The organism is Roseovarius sp. TE539, assembly GCF_003298505.1.
In the GTDB taxonomy this organism is placed as follows: Bacteria; Pseudomonadota; Alphaproteobacteria; order Rhodobacterales; family Rhodobacteraceae; genus Roseovarius.
This window is the reverse complement of record NZ_QNGB01000004.1, coordinates 26,943-40,220: the sequence shown is the minus strand read 5'-3', so window position 1 is coordinate 40,220 and position 13,278 is coordinate 26,943. Positions and strand designations below refer to the sequence as shown.

At 63.1% G+C, this 13,278-nt stretch carries 13 protein-coding genes; 4 read left to right on the top strand and 9 right to left on the bottom strand.

The genetic code is table 11. The features are described from left to right. Window positions 1-33: 33 nt before the first annotated feature. Genes DQW77_RS03700 through leuS form a run of 3 tightly spaced genes read right to left on the bottom strand, consistent with a single transcriptional unit; the run spans window position 34 to window position 4,194 of the window. Window positions 34-1,059 carry a DNA polymerase III subunit delta gene (locus DQW77_RS03700; protein WP_113256851.1) on the bottom strand — a complete coding sequence of 342 codons (1,026 nt, stop codon included), beginning with the start codon at window positions 1,057-1,059 and terminating at the stop codon, window positions 34-36. Then, entirely contained in the window at window positions 1,056-1,550 is a 495-nt protein-coding gene (lptE, locus tag DQW77_RS03695) for an LPS assembly lipoprotein LptE (protein WP_113256850.1), read from the bottom strand. Before lptE ends, DQW77_RS03700 begins: the two co-directional genes overlap by 4 nt. Further along, on the bottom strand, window positions 1,537-4,194 hold the full coding sequence (gene leuS / locus DQW77_RS03690; RefSeq protein ID WP_113256849.1) for a leucine--tRNA ligase: 2,658 nt from the start codon (window positions 4,192-4,194) through the stop codon (window positions 1,537-1,539). Before leuS ends, lptE begins: the two co-directional genes overlap by 14 nt. A 152-nt stretch (window positions 4,195-4,346) precedes the next feature. Here leuS and DQW77_RS03685 point away from each other — a divergent pair, with 152 nt between their 5' ends. After that, window positions 4,347-5,585, top strand: a complete 1,239-nt coding sequence (locus tag DQW77_RS03685) for a glycosyltransferase family 4 protein (RefSeq protein WP_113256848.1) — start codon at window positions 4,347-4,349, stop codon at window positions 5,583-5,585. A gap of 22 nt (window positions 5,586-5,607) precedes the next feature. On the opposite strand, the gene DQW77_RS03680 is transcribed toward DQW77_RS03685, so the two are convergent. Continuing rightward, a complete protein-coding gene (locus DQW77_RS03680; RefSeq protein WP_113256847.1) occupies window positions 5,608-6,087 on the bottom strand; it encodes a DUF3576 domain-containing protein in 480 nt (159 codons plus the stop codon). A gap of 156 nt (window positions 6,088-6,243) precedes the next feature. Between DQW77_RS03680 and DQW77_RS03675 the strand changes: the two genes are divergently transcribed. Then, window positions 6,244-6,897 (top strand): YggS family pyridoxal phosphate-dependent enzyme, encoded by a 654-nt coding sequence (locus DQW77_RS03675; RefSeq protein ID WP_113256846.1) that lies wholly within the window; start codon window positions 6,244-6,246, stop codon window positions 6,895-6,897. A gap of 20 nt (window positions 6,898-6,917) precedes the next feature. On the opposite strand, the gene DQW77_RS03670 is transcribed toward DQW77_RS03675, so the two are convergent. Both DQW77_RS03670 and DQW77_RS03665 read right to left on the bottom strand, forming a co-directional pair. Next, window positions 6,918-7,415 (bottom strand): L,D-transpeptidase, encoded by a 498-nt coding sequence (locus DQW77_RS03670; RefSeq protein WP_113256995.1) that lies wholly within the window; start codon window positions 7,413-7,415, stop codon window positions 6,918-6,920. Between the two features lie 240 nt (window positions 7,416-7,655). Further along, complete coding sequence (locus tag DQW77_RS03665; RefSeq protein WP_113256845.1) at window positions 7,656-8,687, bottom strand: FAD-binding oxidoreductase; 1,032 nt, start codon at window positions 8,685-8,687, stop codon at window positions 7,656-7,658. Between the two features lie 63 nt (window positions 8,688-8,750). On the opposite strand from DQW77_RS03665, the gene mnmD reads away from it, so the two are divergent. Together mnmD and DQW77_RS03655 are read left to right on the top strand one after the other, a co-directional pair. Then, the gene (mnmD, locus tag DQW77_RS03660) at window positions 8,751-9,431 is read left to right on the top strand and encodes a tRNA (5-methylaminomethyl-2-thiouridine)(34)-methyltransferase MnmD (protein WP_113256844.1); all 681 of its coding nucleotides are present in this window, start codon (window positions 8,751-8,753) and stop codon (window positions 9,429-9,431) included. Next, window positions 9,428-10,294, top strand: coding sequence for a DMT family transporter (locus DQW77_RS03655; protein ID WP_113256843.1), 867 nt, complete (start codon window positions 9,428-9,430; stop codon window positions 10,292-10,294). The genes mnmD and DQW77_RS03655 overlap by 4 nt, the downstream gene beginning before the upstream one ends. Before the next feature lie 19 nt (window positions 10,295-10,313). Here DQW77_RS03655 and DQW77_RS03650 read toward each other — a convergent pair whose 3' ends face one another. The 3 genes from DQW77_RS03650 to DQW77_RS03640 form a co-directional block, all read right to left on the bottom strand. Beyond that, window positions 10,314-11,012: an NYN domain-containing protein gene (locus tag DQW77_RS03650; protein WP_113256842.1), complete on the bottom strand. Its 699-nt coding sequence runs from the start codon at window positions 11,010-11,012 to the stop codon at window positions 10,314-10,316. Between the two features lie 56 nt (window positions 11,013-11,068). Then, on the bottom strand, window positions 11,069-11,941 hold the full coding sequence (gene yghU, locus DQW77_RS03645; protein WP_113256841.1) for a glutathione-dependent disulfide-bond oxidoreductase: 873 nt from the start codon (window positions 11,939-11,941) through the stop codon (window positions 11,069-11,071). Between the two features lie 141 nt (window positions 11,942-12,082). After that, complete coding sequence (locus DQW77_RS03640; protein WP_113256840.1) at window positions 12,083-13,195, bottom strand: S-(hydroxymethyl)glutathione dehydrogenase/class III alcohol dehydrogenase; 1,113 nt, start codon at window positions 13,193-13,195, stop codon at window positions 12,083-12,085. Between the last annotated feature and the right edge of the window lie 83 nt (window positions 13,196-13,278).

Below are 13,278 nucleotides of genomic sequence, written 5' to 3'. Positions count from 1 at the left end.
TCCTTTCGGCAGCGTTGAATGGCGGAAGGGATGTCAGCGCGCTGCGAGCATCGCAAGACGGATAAGCGTGCGTTCCACAAGCGCCATGGCCGGCGCACTCTGACCGGCCGACCGCAAGGCCAGATCGGTCTCGGTCATCATCGACAGCGCCTGTTCCAGACGCGCAGCACCCCAGTGCTGTGCCTGCCGCTGCATCCTGTCACGTTTCGGACCGTACACGGGCGGGCGCAATGCGGCGATACCACGGGCCACGCCGCCCGGATCGGCCGCGGCCACGTACAAGGCTTTGAAATGGCGCGCCGCCCCGATGCAGAGTGTCACTGGCGCCACGCCCTGCGCCCGCAGCCGTGCCATCATCGGCCCGATCTCGGCGGTGCGCGCCTCCGCCACGATATCCACCATGTCATCGACCGCCGCCTCGGTGGCGGCAGGCGCACAGGCAGCGATATCCGTCGCGGCAAGCGGCGTGCTGTCGTCAAGCTTGTAGAGCGATATCTTTTCCAGGGTCTGGCGGAAATGACCGGGGTCCAGCGCACGGGCAAGCGCCATCAGATCAGCCTTGGCGTCGGACCCTGCATTGCCCAGGCCCGCGGCCTCCAGTGCCGCCTCGACCTCCGAGCGTGACGGGGGATCGTCATAGATCGCCGCCGCATAGGCATTGGGGTGAGCTTCGAAAAGCTTGCGCAGTCTTGATCCCGCCCGGAGGGCACCCGCCGTCACGATCACCTGCGCATCGCCTTCGCGCCAGTCTTCAAGGACCGCGCCGATCTGCTCGGCCAGCCCGTCACCGGCCCCGTCAACGAAGGCGACACGCCGACCCGGAAAGAAACCCTGGGATCGGACCGCATCCGATAGCATGGCCGGATCCTTGCGCAGGTCGGCGGCCGGAATCCGGGACAGGCGCATTTCGGCTTCACCCTCCGGTCCGACCAGCGCCGATATGACCTCCTGCCGGCGCAACGCCACGCGCATCGCATCGGCACCATGGATCAACAACCCGGCCCGGTGCGGCTCGGGATTGGCGAAATAACCGGGCGCGTCCCGCGGCGACAGCTTCATTCCGGCAGATCCGGGGCCGCCGCGAGAAGCCTCGCGATCATCTGGTCAGACAGAATCGTCATCAGCCGTTCACGGGCATCCCGCTCCGCGGCCTGAGTGGCCACCGTGGAGCCGGAGGCGGAGTAACCGTTGAAATTCTCCACCTTGCCGGACTGCACCACGGCACCGGTGGTGGTATCACGCAAGGCATAGGTCGCACGCCCGCGAAGGTTGAAACGCTGTGTCACGTTGTCGGGCGATATGGCGATGGCTTCCGCATGGACGGAGATTGCATAGGACAACGCGTAGCGCGCACTCGCCGGGCCACGGCCCAGACGCTCCTCCGTGCGGCGAGCGAAAAGAAAGGCGTCACGCCCTTCGGGCTCTTCCAGGCGGACGGCCCCCCGGAGCCTGTTTCCCCCGCCGCCCGGGCCATAGACGGGCCGGAACCCGCAGGCCGAAACGGCGGCAAACCCGGAGATGCAGAAAGCACGGCGACTAAATGACGACATTCACGATCCGTCCGGGGACAACGATGACCTTCCTGGGCTGGGCCCCATCCAGCATCCTTGCCACAGCATCGACGGCAAGCGCGGATTTTTCAACCTCGGACTTGTCGGCGTCACGCGGCACGCTGATCTCGGCCCGGCGCTTGCCGTTGATCTGCACCGGCAGCGTGATCGTGTCCTCGATCAGCATCGCGGGATCGGCCTCGGGCCAAGGCGCGTTGGCAACCAGCCCCTCGCCGCCCAGCATCGACCAAACCTCTTCGGCCAGATGCGGCGTCATGGGCGCCATGAGCTGTGCCAGGGTCCGGGCGGCCCGCCGCCTGGCGTCTTGCCCGGCCTCGGAGCGCGCCAGCGTTGCGGTGAAGCCATAGAGCTTGGCGATGGCCGCATTGAAACCGAAGGATTCCAAACCGCCGGTGACTTCGTGGATGGTCTTGTGCATCTCACGCAGCAACGCCTCGTCGGCCTCTGGCGTGGCCGCCTCGTCAGTATTCGCGCCCGCGATTCCGGTGGCGATGCGCCACACGCGCGAAAGGTGCTTGTGCGCGGCCTCGGCGCCGGCGGCGGTCCATTCCACGTCGCGCTCGGGCGGGCTGTCGGACAGGACGAACCAGCGCGCGGTATCGGCGCCGTAGTCGCGGATGATATTGACCGGGTCGACCACGTTCTTCTTGGATTTCGACATCTTGGCAGAGGGCACCACCTCGACATCCTCGCCCGTCGCGCCCAGCCGGGCACCGCTTTCATGCACCTCCACATCCTCGGGGAAGTGATAGACGGGCCGGTCATTCTCGTCTCGGGTGACATAGATCGCGTGCGTGACCATCCCCTGCGTGAAGAGCGCATCGAAGGGTTCCTTGCATTTCTCCGGCAGGTGGCCGCAGATATGCATCGCCCGGGCGAAGAAGCGCGAATAGAGCAGGTGCAGGATCGCGTGCTCGATGCCGCCGATATACTGGTCCACGTTCATCCAGTAGGCCGCCTCGGCCATGTCGGTGGGTGTGTTGGCGCGCGGCGCGGTGAAACGCGCGAAATACCAGCTTGAATCGACAAACGTGTCCATCGTGTCGGTCTCGCGCTGCGCGGGCGCGCCGCAAGCGGGGCAGGCACAGTCGCGCCATGTCGGGTGCCGGTCGAGCGGGTTGCCCGGCACCTCGAAACTCACGTCGTCGGGCAGCGCGATGGGCAGGTTTTCCTTGCGCTCCGGCACCACGCCGCAGGCCTCGCAATGCACGACGGGGATCGGGCAGCCCCAGTAGCGCTGGCGGGAAAGCCCCCAGTCGCGCAGGCGGTAATTGGTCACGCCTTGCCCGACGCCGTTGGCCTCGCAGAAGTCGATGGCCGCGTCGATTGCATGCTCGCCGGTTTGATGTTCTTGCCCGGCGAAGCCATTAACATAGCGGACTGTTTCGGTTTTCGGCGGCACGAAAGCCGTATTGGTGATACGAAAAAACTTTTTGAGGACAGAACCTCCATTTGGTCCTGGCCCCAAATCCTTCAAAAAGACTGGATTCCCAGCGAACTCACTATCTGGGATAGCGTCGTCATGGTATGATCCAAACTCTTCAAATACCGCTTTGACACATAACCCGTACTTGCGGGCGAAATCCAAATCGCGCTGGTCATGCGCGGGGCAGCCGAAGATCGCGCCGGTGCCGTAATCCATCAGGATGAAGTTGGCCACGTAAACCGGCAGTTCCCAGTCCGGATCAAGCGGGTGGCGGACCTTCAGCCCGGTATCGAACCCCAGCTTCTCAGCGGTCTCCAGCGCCTCCTCGGTGGTGCCGCCCCTTGCGCATTCGGCGCGGAAGGCGGCGACCTCCGGGTTCTGTTCCGCAAGTTCCTTCGCCAACGGATGATCGGGCGAGATGCCGATGAAACTCGCCCCCATCAGGGTGTCGGGCCGGGTGGTGTAGACCTCGATCGGATCGCCCCCGTCGGTGCGCGCGAAGCTGAACTGAAGCCCTCGGGATTTGCCGATCCAGTTCTCCTGCATCAGCCGCACCTTGGCGGGCCAGTTGTCGAGGGTATCGAGCGCCTCCAGAAGCTCCTCCGCGAAGTCCGATATCCGGAAGAACCACTGCGTGAGTTCGCGCCGCTCCACCAGCGCGCCGGACCGCCAGCCGCGGCCGTTCTCGACCTGCTCGTTGGCCAGAACGGTCATGTCGACCGGGTCCCAGTTGACGACGGCGTTCTTGCGATACACCAGCCCTTTTTCAAGGAAATCGAGGAAAAGCGCCTGCTGCTGACCGTAATATTCAGGATCGCAGGTGGCAAATTCACGACTCCAATCGATGGACAGGCCCAGCGGCTTCATCTGCGCGCGCATGTCGTCGATATTCCCGTAGGTCCAGTCCCTGGGATGCCCGCCGGAGGCCATTGCAGCATTTTCCGCCGGCATGCCGAACGCGTCCCAACCCATCGGATGCAGCACGTTGTGGCCGGTGGCCAGCTTGTGACGCGCGATCACGTCACCCATCGTATAGTTGCGGACATGGCCCATGTGGATCCGCCCCGAAGGATACGGGAACATTTCCAGCACATAGTATTTCGGCCGATCCTCGCTGCGTGCGGCATGGAAAATTCCGGCCTTATCCCAGGCCTCTTGCCATTTCGCTTCGATCTCGGCGGCAGAGTAACGAGACATATACGGCGGACCCTTCTTATCTTGCATCCCTGGCTGGGGTGATAGGCGCAAGCGGGCACACGGTCCAGAGGCGGGTAGGGAAATTCCGCCCTTTGCAGGGACGGTTTGCATGCCTATAACCCCGGAGCCTGATAACCGCGTGGCACCGAAACATGAAGATCCTTTTCATACATCAGAACTTTCCCGGACAGTTCAAGCACCTTGCGCCTGCACTGGCACAGCGGGGGCATCAATGCACGGCTCTGACGCTGAGGGTGAAGGAGGCAAGCAACTGGAGGGGTGTGCAGATTCTGCCCTACAGCCTGCCGGACCGGGGCCGCCAGAACGTGCATCCCTGGCTAGTTGATCTGGACAGCAAGGTCACCCGCGGCGAGGCCTGTTTCCAGGCGGCCCGAAAACTGTCACACAAGGGATATTCTCCTGATCTGATCCTGGCTCATCCCGGCTGGGGCGAGTCGATGTTTCTTCGTGATCTCTGGCCGGAAGCACGGATCGGCCTGTACTGCGAACTCTATCACCACGCGGAATGGCCGCATCTGGGCTTCGATCCCGAATTCGAAACCGCCGACACCACCGTGCAGCCATTGCGGATCAGGTTGAAGAACCTCAACAACCACCTGCATTTCCCGACCGCCCATGCGGGCCTCAGCCCGACCCAGTTTCAGGCGGATACGTTTCCACCGGAATTTCGCGACAATATCACCGTGATCCATGACGGGATCGACACCACGACATCGTGCCCCGATCCGATCGCGACACTGGAGGTGGAAGGCGCCGGGCGCCTGAGCCGCAGCGATGAGGTGATAACCTTCGTGAACCGGAACCTGGAGCCTTACCGCGGGTATCACGTATTCATGCGGGCACTTCCCCGGCTCCTGGCGGAACGGCCCGATGCCCGGATCCTGATTGTCGGCGGTGACGGGGTCAGTTATGGCGCACGCCCGCCGGGCAAACGCACCTGGAAGCAGATATTCATCGACGAGGTACGCGGTCAAATCCCCGAGCCGGACTGGAACCGGGTGCATTTTCTGGGGCGTATCCCCTATGACAAGTTCACCCGCCTGCTGCAAATCAGCCGCGTGCACGTCTACCTGACCTATCCTTTTGTCCTGAGTTGGTCACTGCTCGAAGCCATGAGCTGTGGCGCGGCGATCGTGGCAAGCGACACCACCCCGGTGCGTGAGGTCATCGACGACGGAAAAACCGGGCGGCTGGTGGATTTTTTCGATGGCGCGGGCATGGTCGATACCGTCTGTTCGCTGCTGGACGACGCTGGTGCGCGTGCGGAGCTGGGCGCTGCGGCGCGAAAGAAAATGCAGGCCCGGTACGATCTCGAGACAATCTGCCTGCCTGCTCAGTTGCAGTGGGTGGAAAGGATTATGCAGGGTTGAGAGGGAACGGCGGACGCGGACGCTAGTACCGCTCCGCGTTTATGCGAAGCTGCCTTGCGCGGCCGAGGATGGCGTCTTCGACGGCACGTTGCGTCCCGGCACCGACCGGCCCACGGCGCGTTTGCAGGGCCACGTTCAGCGACCGCGCATCAAGTGCAGGATCCGAGATCAGGATCGTGGCGCGGTAGGCCCGGCCACCTCCCGGCGGTGTTCCGTAACCGGTGGATATGACACCGGTGAACGGATCGGCCGATTCGACAGGCAGGAAATTCAGCACATCGAGAGAGGCGGTCCAAAGATAGCGGTTGACCTTCACGTTTCCGTCGCCATCGCCGAAGATCGAGTCCAGCAGGCTGCCACCCTCGGTTACACCGCTCTTGGATTCACGGCCGGACGCTACTGTCGTCGCGTCCTCACTTATTCCGCGGGACTGGCCGCAGCCAGCAAGAATGGCAACGCAGACGATGGCCGCGGCGGCCTGTTTCGCAGGAAAGTGGAACATGCTGGCTTCCGATCTTGTTCATCTCTCTACTATCCAACGCGGCAGGCCGGGGCAAGCCGTTTGCGGGCATGCGCAATTAGCCGCTGCACCGAATGAAGCAGCGCGCTACTATCGTGTCGAGATGCGGGAAACAGCAGCCGACAAAGGAGGAGCAGAGTGACACTTGCCGACATAGAGGCGCGCGTGACCACCGCCGCAATGGATGCCGGGCGCGCGTGCGAGGACATCTCGCTCATCGCCGTTTCCAAAAAACAGCCCGAAGCGCGCGTGACCGCCATACTGGAGCAGGGACATCGCATATTCGGGGAGAACCGCGTGCAGGAAGCGGCCGAGAAATGGCCCGACTACCGGGATCGTTTCGACGGCATCGTTCTGCATCTCATCGGCCCCTTGCAAACCAACAAGGTGCGGCAGGCCTTCGGGCTGGCGGATGCAATCCATTCCGTCGACCGGTCCAAGCTTGCGAAAACGATCGCGCGCATCGCACAGGAAGAGGGGCACTGCCCCGAACTTTTCGTTCAGGTCAATACGGGCGAGGAGGAGCAGAAAGCCGGTATCATGCCCACCGAGGCAGATGCATTCATCACCGATTGCCTGAGCATGGACCTTCCGGTGCGTGGTTTGATGTGCATTCCACCGGTCGACGAGGCGCCAAGCCCGCATTTCGCGCTCCTGGCAAGGATCGCGGCACGAAACGGGCTGACCGGGTTGTCGATGGGGATGAGTGGCGATTTCGAGGACGCGATCGCCCTCGGCGCCACGCATATTCGTGTCGGCAGCGCAATTTTCGGGGCGCGCGATCAGGGCTGAGCCCATCCCGGACCGATCGTTCAGCCGTGGACGATCACGCGGGATCGAGGGGTGAGGCGGGCCGCGATGTGGCGTAAATCAGCCGGCCTCAACCCGATGCATCCCGCTGTGGGGTATCCGGGACGGCGCCACTGATGAAGGAAGATGCACGATCCCCGCCCGGGCATCGCGACCGGCCAGTTCCAATCGGTGACGAGAATGAGATCGTAAAGCGGATCCGCGCGCCGCAGAACCTCATGGCTGCCGGGATACGGCGCCCGGACCTTGAGGTTGTAATGCGCGCAATCGGGATCGTCGGACCAAAGGTCACCGGGACGAATGGGCCGGGCCCAGGATACCGGCGGCCGCATCCGGTCGGGCCTGAAAAGTAGCCCGGCGATGCGGTGCGTCCCGATCGGCGTGGCACCGTCCCCCTCGCGCTTGTCACCGGTGATCCCGCCGCGCCCGATAGTACAGGGATAGCGCCGGTTGAGGAAGCGGAGCCCGGTAGGTGTCAAGACAAGATCATCCGGTTTCATGGTCCATTCCTGCCCCATCACCCGGTTCAGGGAAAGCCCCGACATGACAACGTATCGCCATTATCCACGAACACGTGGCTGTTTATCGTTCCGTGATGCAGTTGGCCGACCGCGCCACTGACAGCATGCGAAATGTCCGTGCCGTGCCGGAGCGACGGCTCTGCATGGGTGCGCGGCCCGGACGGGCGGAAATGTCCAGCGGCCGGGGCCGGGTGAACCTGTAACACCGGGCTTACACACCTACAGGCAAGTGGCAGGGCGAAAACCATCTGGGATGTCATCGATGCCGTCCAGAACGAGGGCCGCCATGACCTCTCCGATTTTCGGGGCCATCCCGAAACCGATCTTGAACCCGCCATTGGCGATGAACTCGTCCGGGCGAAAGGGGTGCTCGCCCAGCATCGGCGCGCGGGAGCGCGTGCGCGGCCGCAGCCCGGCCCAGCGTTCAATGACCCGCGCACCATGCAGGACCGGCACGGCGGACATCGCGGCCTCTATCACCGCGTCAAGCTGTTCGTCGGTGGTGGCCGGGTCATCGAATTCACGTTCGCTTGTCGATCCGATGGCCAGCGTTCCGTCGGCATGGGGCACGACATGCACGCCATCAGAAAAGATCTGTGGCTTGTCGCAGGCATCGAAATGCAACAGTGCCGCCTGTCCTTTCACCGCCCCGCCAACACTCCGGTCGCGCGTGGCGGAAAGGACTTCAAGGCCAGCCGCTCCCGTCGCCCAGACGATGCGGCCCTTCGGCTTGCCAGTGGTGGAGATCAGGCCGCCCCTGGCACGGATCCCCGCCGCGAGCGCGGCACAGCCGCGGCGCGGGTGAACGCGTGCGCTCAGGGTGTCGTGGATCAGCCAGCCCGTCGGTGTCACCGGCGCCCATGTTTCCCCGTCGTCGCGCCGCAATTCCCAGGTTGCGCGCCCCTGCCAGAGGTCGGCGGCGGTCCGTGTCCTGTTTTGCGCCAGGTCCAACGCCTGAAGGTCGGGAACGGGTTGCAGCCGGCCCAGCCTCGCATACCCGGGTGAGACACCGCCGGCCGCCTCGACCTCGATCCAGAATGCTTCGGCCATGAGCAGGCTTTCCAACTGGAACGCCTTCTTTTCATTCCAGTTTTCCGGTACGTGCGGGGCAAGCGCGCCCACGACGCCACCCGACGCCCCAGCCCCGGGACCGCCCGGGTCGATCACCTGCACGCGGGCGCCCCGCGACTGGCAGCACCAGGCAATCGAAAGCCCGAAAATACCCGCACCCATCACGGTTACATCCGCCATTGCCAATCTCCTTGCCGGCCTGCATGGTCGCCGCGTCCCTGTTACAGCCTAGAGGAAGCGCCGATGCAGGACCAGCGGATCGAACTGGAATGGCGGGCGGGCGACATACCTGTTTCGGCCCGCTTCGACGATCCTTACTACAACCTTGGCGACGGGTTGGCTGAAACACGGCATGTATTTCTTGGCGGTAATGACCTGCCAGCGCGGTTTCGCGAAGGGTTCCGAATCGCCGAACTCGGCTTTGGCACAGGGCTGAACCTGCTGACGGCAATTCAGGCTTGGCGGCATTCGGGGCGGGCCGGGCGCTTGACCTACACCGCCTTCGAGGCTTTTCCGATGAAGGCCACGGACATGATCCGTGCCCAGAGCCGGTTTCCGGAATTGGCCGAGTTGATCGCGGAACTGGCGCCATTCTGGCATGCGGACAAGCGCCGGATCTCGCTTCGTGATCTGGAATTCAGGCTCGTGCCGGGTGATGCACGGCGCAGCCTCCCGGGCTGGACCGGCCGCGCCGATGCATGGTTCCTTGACGGGTTTGCCCCCTCGAAGAATCCTGAAATGTGGGAAACACCGCTTCTTGCCGCGGTTGCGGACCACACGTCACCGGGCGGCACTGTGGCCACCTATACCGCGGCGGGACATGTCCGCCGGGGACTGGCCAAGGCCGGTTTTTCGGTCGAACGCGTGCCTGGCTTCGGGCGCAAACGCCATATGACCCGGGCGGTGATGGAGCCCGGGACATGACCGAACAGAATACCCGTCTGGGAATCCTGCTGATGGTGGCGACAACATTCGTTTTTGCCATGCAGGATGGTATTTCCCGCCATCTGGCGGGGGAATACAACGTCTTCATGGTGGTGATGATCCGCTACTGGTTCTTTGCTGCCTTCGTGATCACCGTGGCGGGGCGCAAGGCCGGCGGCCTCCGTGCCGCGGCGGCCACAACACAGCCCTTGCTGCAGGCGTTTCGGGCGGTGCTTCTGGTATCCGAGATATGCGTCATGGTCCTGGGCTTTACCCTTCTCGGGCTGGTGGAAAGCCACGCGGTCTTCACCTGCTATCCGTTGCTCATCGCCGCGCTGTCGGGGCCGATCCTGGGCGAGCATGTGGGCTGGCGCCGCTGGGCGGCGATCGCAGTGGGATTTGTCGGGGTCCTGATCATCCTGCAGCCCGGCTTCGGTGTATTCAAGCCACAGGCCGTGGTGCCTCTGATCGCGGCGCTGATGTTCGCGCTCTACGGGCTTCTGACACGCTATGCGGCCCGGCGTGATACCACCGCGACCAGCTTTTTCTGGACCGGCACCGTGGGGGCGATGGCGATGACGGCGGTCGGTGTCTGGTTCTGGGAGCCGATGACCGGCCCCGATTGGGCATGGATGGGTGGCCTCTGCCTTACCGGAGCCCTCGGTCACTGGACCCTGATCAAGTGCTACGAGGTCGCCGAGGCCAGCTCGGTACAGCCTTTTGCCTATCTTCAACTGGTTTTCGGCAGTGCAATCGGCGTTCTGGTGTTCAGCGAGGCGATCCGCACCAATGTGGCAGTCGGGGCGGGCCTGATCGTCGGAGCGGGCCTGTTCACGCTCTGGCGGCAGCGCCAGGCGGGCTGACACGGGTCATGGGACGGGGTCAATCCACCCGCCGCACCATGAGCTGATTGCCTTCGCGCCGGGTTTCCAGAACCCTGATGGCGCCCACGAGATCGCTGAGTTTCTTGTGGCCGTAACTGCGCGTGTCGAAATCGGGATTGGCTGCGGTCACTTGCTGACCCAGCCGACCCAGTGCAAACCATTCACTGTCCTGATCGAGGCTGTCCATCGCCTTGAAAAGAAGGTCACGCGCCTCGTTGAGGTTCTTGTCACCCCGCGGACTGGCCTTTTCGGGCGCCTCATCCCCCAGGTTTTCCAGGTAGATGAAACGCTTGCAGGCCTTGCGGAATGCCTCGGGAGTCTTGCGCGCGCCAATCCCGTAAACTTCGAGCCCCTGTTCGCGGATGCGACTGGCGAGACGGGTGAAATCACTGTCGGAACTGACCAGAACAAAACCGTCGAAGCGGCCCGAATGCATCAGGTCCATCGCGTCGATCACGAGGGCGATGTCGCTTGCATTCTTGCCCACTGTGTTTGCCGGCTGATGATGCGGAACCAGGCCGAACTCGGCCTGGACCTTGTTCCATCCCGCCATCTGTTGCGAAGAGAAATCACCGTAACACCGCCGCACGCTTGCCTCCCCCATGGCCGCGATTTCCTCGAAAACCGCGCGGGTCCACTTGGGCGAGGTGTTGTCAGCATCGATCAAGACAGCCAGGAGCGGAGTACGATCAGGCATGAATGGTTTCCCTCTCAAGACATTGATGACCGATCACAGCGGTCATAGAAACCCTTTCAGGCTTCATCGCCAATCTTGTCCTGTGTCCTGGTGTCGAAATCGGCAGCCGAATGACGCTCGTGCAACTGTTCATGGGGTTCGCCGAACGTCCTGTTGACCTTGCGACCTCGCTGAACCGCCGGTCGGGCGTCGATCCTCTTTGCCCAGGCCATCACATTCTCGTATTCATGCGTGGCCAGAAACGTTGCCGCATCGCCGTAGGCCCGGCCGAGCGCGAGATTGCCGTACCAGGGCCAGATCGCCATGTCCGCGATGCTGTAGTCATCACCGGCTATGTAGGGCCTGTCGGCAAGTTCCCGGTCCAGCACGTCGAGTTGTCGTTTCGTTTCCATCGCAAAGCGGTCGATCGGGTATTTCATCTTCCAGGGCGCATAGGCATAGAAATGCCCGAAGCCTCCACCCAGATAGGGCGCGCTGCCCATCTGCCACATCAGCCAGTTGATCACTTCGGTCCGGCCCGGTCCGCTTGCAGGCAGGAACGCTCCGAACTTCTCTGCCAGGTGCAGCAGGATCGCACCACTTTCGAAGACCCGCAGCGGCTCGGGACCGGTGTGGTCGACCATGGCGGGGATCTTCGAGTTGGGGTTGATCTCCACGAAACCGCTGCCGAACTGTTCACCGTCTCCGATCCTGATCAGCCAGGCGTCGTACTCGGCATCATGTCCTTCGGCCAGCAACTCTTCGAACATCACCGTGATCTTGACGCCGTTGGGCGTGGCGAGCGAATAGAGTTGAAAGGGGTGTTCGCCGACCGGCAGATCCTTGTCGTGGGTGGCGCCGGCCACCGGCCGGTTGGTGGAGGCGAAGGTTCCCCCGCTTTCCTCTTCCCAGGTCCAGACCTTTGGCGGGGTATAATTTTCATTGCTCATGTATAGCCTCCGGAATCGCATTGCAGTCGGCACACAAGTAACCAGGTGAGGGGGCGATACAAGGTGCGGGGGCGCACAGATTTCTGTGCACCCCCGCGGGAAACCGGCCGGAGAGTAGGGCGATCCTGCCCCTGCACGATATCAATAAACGACAACCGAGCGGATCGACTCGCCCGCATGCATCATATCGAAGCCTTTGTTGATCTCGTCGAGCTTGAGCGTGTGGGTGATCATCGGGTCGATCTCGATCTTGCCGTCCATGTACCAGTCGACGATCTGCGGCACGTCGGTGCGCCCCGAAGCACCACCGAATGCGGTCCCGCGCCAGACCCGGCCTGTCACCAGCTGGAAGGGACGGGTCGCGATCTCGGCCCCGGCGGGCGCCACGCCTATGATCACGCTCTCACCCCAGCCCTTGTGGGCCGATTCGAGCGCCGCGCGCATCACCTGCACGTTGCCGGTCGCGTCGAAAGTATAGTCGCCGCCGCCGCCCGTCAGCTCGACCAGATGCGCGACCAGATCACCATCCACGTCTTCAGGGTTGACGAAATCGGTCATGCCGAACCGGTCCGCCATGGGCTTTTTCGCAGGATTCAGGTCAACCCCCACGATCTGATCGGCCCCCGCCAGGCGCAACCCCTGGATCACATTGAGGCCGATGCCGCCAAGACCGAAGACAATCGCCGTCGATCCTATCTCGACCTTTGCCGTGTTGATCACGGCGCCGATGCCGGTGGTCACACCGCATCCGATATAGCAGATCTTGTCGAAGGGGGCATCACGCCGCACCTTGGCCAGCGCGATCTCGGGCAGGACGGTATGGTTCGAGAAGGTCGAGCATCCCATGTAATGCAGGATCGGTGTTCCATCGGTGAAGGAAAACCGCGAGGTTCCGTCGGGCATCACACCCTGCCCCTGCGTCGAACGGATCTTCTGGCACAGGTTGGTCTTGGGGTTCAGGCAGTATTCACATTCGCGGCATTCGGGGGTGTAGAGCGGAATCACATGATCCCCCGGCTGTAGCGATTTGACGCCGGGACCAACCTCGACAACCACGCCGGCCCCTTCATGGCCGAGGATGGCGGGAAAAGCACCCTCCGGATCGGCGCCCGAAAGGGTGAAATCGTCAGTGTGGCACAAGCCGGTGGCCTTAACCTCCACGAGAACCTCGCCCTCCTTCGGGCCATCGAGGTTGACTTCCATGATCTCGAGCGGCTTGCCCGCTTCGAGGGCGACTGCGGCTGTGGTGCGCATTCCTGATGTCCTCCCGTTGGTTTGGCCGAACTGTGAGCGAAAGCTTGCATCATTTCAATACGCACGCGACCCCTGCTTGCGCG

What these genes read in the sequence shown, in the direction of transcription:
- DQW77_RS03640 (WP_113256840.1), bottom strand. Translation starts at nt 13,195, where the DNA reads ATGCGCACCACAGCCGCAGTCGCCCTCGAAGCGGGCAAGCCGCTCGAG.
- DQW77_RS03650 (WP_113256842.1), bottom strand. Translation starts at nt 11,012, where the DNA reads ATGCCTGATCGTACTCCGCTCCTGGCTGTCTTGATCGATGCTGACAAC.
- DQW77_RS03700 (WP_113256851.1), bottom strand. Translation starts at nt 1,059, where the DNA reads ATGAAGCTGTCGCCGCGGGACGCGCCCGGTTATTTCGCCAATCCCGAG.
- yghU (WP_113256841.1), bottom strand. Translation starts at nt 11,941, where the DNA reads ATGAGCAATGAAAATTATACCCCGCCAAAGGTCTGGACCTGGGAAGAG.
- leuS (WP_113256849.1), bottom strand. Translation starts at nt 4,194, where the DNA reads ATGTCTCGTTACTCTGCCGCCGAGATCGAAGCGAAATGGCAAGAGGCC.
- lptE (WP_113256850.1), bottom strand. Translation starts at nt 1,550, where the DNA reads ATGTCGTCATTTAGTCGCCGTGCTTTCTGCATCTCCGGGTTTGCCGCC.
- DQW77_RS03655 (WP_113256843.1), top strand. Translation starts at nt 9,428, where the DNA reads ATGACCGAACAGAATACCCGTCTGGGAATCCTGCTGATGGTGGCGACA.
- DQW77_RS03665 (WP_113256845.1), bottom strand. Translation starts at nt 8,687, where the DNA reads ATGGCGGATGTAACCGTGATGGGTGCGGGTATTTTCGGGCTTTCGATT.
- DQW77_RS03680 (WP_113256847.1), bottom strand. Translation starts at nt 6,087, where the DNA reads ATGTTCCACTTTCCTGCGAAACAGGCCGCCGCGGCCATCGTCTGCGTT.
- DQW77_RS03685 (WP_113256848.1), top strand. Translation starts at nt 4,347, where the DNA reads ATGAAGATCCTTTTCATACATCAGAACTTTCCCGGACAGTTCAAGCAC.
- mnmD (WP_113256844.1), top strand. Translation starts at nt 8,751, where the DNA reads ATGCAGGACCAGCGGATCGAACTGGAATGGCGGGCGGGCGACATACCT.
- DQW77_RS03670 (WP_113256995.1), bottom strand. Translation starts at nt 7,415, where the DNA reads ATGAAACCGGATGATCTTGTCTTGACACCTACCGGGCTCCGCTTCCTC.